Source organism: Paracoccus fontiphilus (genome assembly GCF_017356265.1).
GTDB classification, from domain to species: Bacteria; Pseudomonadota; Alphaproteobacteria; order Rhodobacterales; family Rhodobacteraceae; genus Paracoccus; species Paracoccus fontiphilus.
Genome location: NZ_JAFNAW010000123.1, coordinates 1 through 4,480, shown reverse-complemented (window position 1 = coordinate 4,480; position 4,480 = coordinate 1). Strand labels below are relative to the sequence as shown.

Sequence of the window (4,480 nt, the reverse complement as noted above, 5' to 3'; positions counted from 1 at the left end):
ACCGATGCCCCGAGACATTCTTCTCCGCCATCCTTCTCGCCGCTACCGTCATCTTCTGGCTATGATCGAGAACGAGTCCTGACCCTAGATGGTGATGTCGCGGCATAAAACAGCTCCTAATAAATAACCACAAGAAAGTGTGTCCTAAGAATTCAAAATCGACAAATAAATATTTACAGCGCGAATTGTCGGTAATGTTTTCAGTTGATATCTTAGTGGGGTTTCGCGTCGGAACTGGGCAGCTATTGCGGACATTGCTAACAGTCGTGGCATGGCCGTCGAAGAGGCTGCCAGCCAGCGATGCAAGGTGCGTTCCGCAATGCCGCACTCGGCCGCGATTTGCACCAGTGGAATGTCCTGCTCCAGATGGGGCTGCATGAGCCGGAAACGTGCGAGGGCCTTTGAAGAAGCAAATCCGGGATCTGACATGACCGGATCCTGTAGCGAGGAACAGACAAGAGCATCCGCCTGTTCAGGTCATCGCTCAAGATCTGATTCCGAAAAACGTCCGTTTTATGGAAGATCATAGAGTCTGTCCGAAAATTATCCCAACAGCGGGTAGCTGGACAACTTGATTTCTGGACGGCTTTGCGGACAAATGGAGCCCGCCGGATGCCCCGGCGCCCTCTTTTCCGCCGTAGACACATGTCCCTCATTGGCTACGCCCGCGTCTCAACCGCCGAACAGGATCTCGCCCTTCAGTTCGACGCTCTCCATGCTGCCGGAGCAACCCGCACTTTCGAGGATCACGGAGTATCAGGCGCCAGGACCGAGCGCCCCGGGCTCAACGCGGCTCTATCGTTCCTGCGGGAGGGCGACATTCTCGTGGTCTGGAAACTCGACCGCCTCGGCCGGTCTATGACGCATCTGCTTCAGACCGTCGCCGACCTGGAAGATCGCGGCGTGGGGTTCCGGTCGCTGACCGAGAACATCGACACCACGACCCCCACCGGGCGGCTCGTCTTCCACATTTTCGGCGCCCTTGGTCAGTTCGAGCGCGATCTGATCCGTGAACGGACGAACGCAGGGCTCACGGCGGCGGCAGCAAGGGGGCGAAAGGGGGGCCGGCCGATGGCCGCCACGCCGGAAAGGGTCGCACGTGCCCGCCATCTAATTGCGACCGGCCTCACCGTCCGCGAGGCCGCCGCACGCGTGAAAGTCGGCAAGTCCGCTTTGTACGCTGCCCAGAGAAATGGCGAACCGAAAAACGATACAAACCGATAGCTTGGGCACCTGCGCGTGGAAGCGGTCATCCAAAGAGCAAGGCGCAACGACTGGGATGCAGGACGAAGCGGACGTTCGCTGCGCCTGCCAAATGAATATGTCAGCATTGGCAATCCACACACTTAATGCGGCATCCCGTTTGCCTTGGCAGCGCTGATAATGCGGTGCCTTGACCCAGCCCCGACGCTCTACTCGGTTTTTTCTATACAGTTCAGTTACTTGATCAGTGCCACGGACTGCCGGAACTGCGGGTTTCCGGCGCTCTGCAGCCATTCAAAGACCACCATCTCGGTCGTGACGATCTCGGCGCCGTGGCGCTCCATACGGCGCAGAGCAGTCTCCTTATTCTCGGGACGGCGCGAGCCAAGCGCGTCGCGCACCACCCAGGTCTTCCGTGAGGCCGCGAGCAAGCCCAGCACCGTCTGTAGAGCACAGACATGTGCCTCGCATCCGAGGACGACGACATGGGCGTCTGCGGGGATGCGAGCGAGAAAGCCCTCCTCGCGGCAGGCATCGAAGAACTGCTTGTGAACCAGTCGATCCTGCGGGACCATAAGATCGTCGACTGTCGGGCCGAGACCCTTGGCGTTCTGTTCGGTGAAGAGGCACGGGATGCCCATCAGCGCTGCAGCGTCGGTCAGCCGCCGCGCATTGCGGACCGCCAGCTCGCCCTCATGGATCGCAGGCATCAGGCGCACTTGGAAGTCGATGACGAGAAGTAGGGAGCGTGCGGGATCAATGGTCATCATGGTCCTGTCCTTCCACAAGCCGCTCGACGCGCTCATCGACGTAAGCCTCCATCAACTCGGGCGCCGAGGCTCCGAACATGCGGATGCGGCCGGTATGGAGCAGCAGCAGAAGCCCCGTCGCATGGGCGAAGCAATCCACCATCAGCAGATTGGCGCGCTCCGCTGAGGCACCAAGTGCCAAAGCGGCCTCGGCAATTGGCCGCAGGGCGGCTTCGAGCGCTGCGTTCAGCCGCTCGTCACGCTCGCGTCCCAGTCCTGCCGGCTTCATGCCGCCGCGAAACAGGTAGAAGCCCAGGTCCAAATCCCGCGGGTTCTCGGCATAGAACCGGAAGAAGGCCATCGCAGCGGCCTTTAGGTGCTGCTGCGGAGTCTTCGTCCCGGCGACGCTTCCCTCGACCGCGGCACCCAGGGACACTAGCGAGCCATGCAGCACCTCGGCATACATCGCCTCCTTGGAGTCGAAGTGAAAATAGAGCGCAGCGGGCGTGTATCCGGCCCTGATCGCGATGGCCCGCAGGCTCGCCCCGTCCAGCCCCTCTTCGGCAAAGACCTGGCGCGCGGCTTCGAGGATCAACGCGCGCTTGTGTTCGCTAACCGCTGTCCGCCGGGTTTGACGCTCCGCCACCATGCCCTCCTATCATCCTTGACAGATATTCTAACACTGTTCATTAATCTAACAGCGTTCGATATTTTAAACAATCCGGAGGGAATCATCATGCTGATGTCAGCTGCCGACTACCGGGACTCGCTCCGGGCCTACAAACCCCGCGTCTTCGTCAGCGGTCAGGCCGTTGAAAGTGTCGCCGATGAGCCGCTGCTGGCGCCCGGCATCGCCGGTGTGGGTGTCACCTACGACTTCGCCCTACAGGAACAGCACGCGCGCATCATGACGGCCCGGCAGGGCACCTCCGGCAAGACCGTCAACCGGATGCTGCACATCAACGAGACCTCGCAGGACCTGCTCGACAAGCTTGAGGCCGTGCGGCTGGTCTGCAGGACTTCCGGCTGCGCGCAGCGCTACCTCACGCATGATGCGCTGAACGGACTCTGGCAGGCAACGCACCTGATCGATGCCAACCATGGCACCGACTACGGCCAGCGGTTCCTGGCCTATCTTCACGACATTCAGGACCGCGACCTGACGCTAGGGGTCGCGATGACTGACGCCAAGGGCGACCGGTCCCTGCGTCCGGGCAAGCAGGTGAACCCGGATGTCTATGTCCACATCACGGAGCGCCGGAAGGACGGCATCGTCATCCGGGGCACCAAGGCCATCGTGACAGGCGCGCCCTACATGCACGAATTCCTCGTCATGCCATGTCGCACGCACATGCCGGAGGACAGCGCCTTTGCCGTCTGCTGCGCCGTTCCCTGTGACGCGCCGGGCGTGACGATCATCTCGCGGCCGGCGGGCCAGCCAGGCAACGCGACGGCGAAGTTCTCGGCGAAATACGGCCAAGCCGTGGCGATGGTGGTCTTCGATGACGTCTTCGTGCCCCATGACCGCGTGTTTCTCGCGGGCGAGACCGAGGAGGGCGGCTTCCTGACGACCTCCTATGCAACCCATCACCGCCATTCCTGCATTGGTGCGAGAGCGGGCTTCGGCGATCTGCTGATCGGGGCCGGGGCGCTGATGATCGAGGCCAACGGACTCGACGCGGACCGTCACGGGCATATCCGCGATCAGATGGTGGAACTGATCACCATTACCGAAAGCTTCTATGCCTGCGGGGTGGCGTCTTCGGTCTATTGCACCAAGGATGCGGCCGGGTCGGTCATGCCGGATGCGGTGTTTTCCAACATTGGCAAGCTGCTGCTGGCCACGAAGATCTACGACATGCACCGCGTCGCCCATTATGTTTCGGGGGGGCTGATCGTCGCGCTGCCAGGACCGGACGAGGACCACAACCCCGAGACCGCCGCCTCGATCGCCGCGGTGATGGGTGGACGCGCCGACATCCCCTTCGAGCAGCGCGTAGAGGTTGCCCGTTTTATCGAGGATCTGACGGTTTCGCACGAGGCAGGCTGGTATTCGGTGATCTCGCTCCATGGCGGCGGCTCGCCCGAGGCAATGAAACGCGAGATCTGGCGCAACTATCCGGTGATGGAGAAGGTGGAACTGGTCGAGAGCCTGCTCGACCGTGGCCTCCTCAACGACGGGCGGCGTGTGAGCAAGCAGCCGGGCAGATGCTGCACAATAGGATGCGAAACGCCTGAACTGACACCGCCTTCAGGGACGGCCGCCTCTTCCTAGGCAATGGAAAGGTCTGTCTGATCTCTGGTGAGATTGGTCCCAGGCAATGATGAATGCACGATGAGGACGCCGTCGTGCGGCGCGCAACCAAGTATGAACGGGCAGCTTAGGGCTCCTCGCATCGATCCTGCCACCTTACCTGATCGGGGGCTTTCAGTTGCGGCTTTAGAGCGTGTTGCGGCTTTCCCGATTCAGGATATCCCTGCGGCTTGATCTGTGATTCCCTGCCTGCATGACAGGTGGAGGGATGATA

The 4,480-nt window shown here is 61.3% G+C and carries 5 protein-coding genes; 2 read left to right on the top strand and 3 right to left on the bottom strand.

Annotation, left to right across the window (positions count from 1 at the left end):
• Window positions 1-144 precede the first annotated feature (144 nt).
• Entirely contained in the window at window positions 145-429 is a 285-nt protein-coding gene (locus tag J0F76_RS19980; RefSeq protein ID WP_207472159.1) for a helix-turn-helix domain-containing protein, read from the bottom strand.
• A 216-nt stretch (window positions 430-645) separates the two neighbouring features.
• Here J0F76_RS19980 and J0F76_RS19975 point away from each other — a divergent pair, with 216 nt between their 5' ends.
• Entirely contained in the window at window positions 646-1,224 is a 579-nt protein-coding gene (locus tag J0F76_RS19975) for a recombinase family protein (protein ID WP_207472157.1), read from the top strand.
• Between the two features lie 215 nt (window positions 1,225-1,439).
• On the opposite strand, the gene J0F76_RS19970 is transcribed toward J0F76_RS19975, so the two are convergent.
• Both J0F76_RS19970 and J0F76_RS19965 read right to left on the bottom strand, forming a co-directional pair.
• Window positions 1,440-1,973: an isochorismatase family protein gene (locus tag J0F76_RS19970; protein WP_207472155.1), complete on the bottom strand. Its 534-nt coding sequence runs from the start codon at window positions 1,971-1,973 to the stop codon at window positions 1,440-1,442.
• Window positions 1,960-2,601 (bottom strand): TetR/AcrR family transcriptional regulator, encoded by a 642-nt coding sequence (locus J0F76_RS19965; protein ID WP_207472153.1) that lies wholly within the window; start codon window positions 2,599-2,601, stop codon window positions 1,960-1,962. The genes J0F76_RS19970 and J0F76_RS19965 overlap by 14 nt, the downstream gene beginning before the upstream one ends.
• A gap of 15 nt (window positions 2,602-2,616) precedes the next feature.
• Here J0F76_RS19965 and J0F76_RS19960 point away from each other — a divergent pair, with 15 nt between their 5' ends.
• Window positions 2,617-4,227, top strand: coding sequence for a 4-hydroxyphenylacetate 3-hydroxylase family protein (locus tag J0F76_RS19960; protein WP_207472151.1), 1,611 nt, complete (start codon window positions 2,617-2,619; stop codon window positions 4,225-4,227).
• Window positions 4,228-4,480 lie beyond the last annotated feature (253 nt).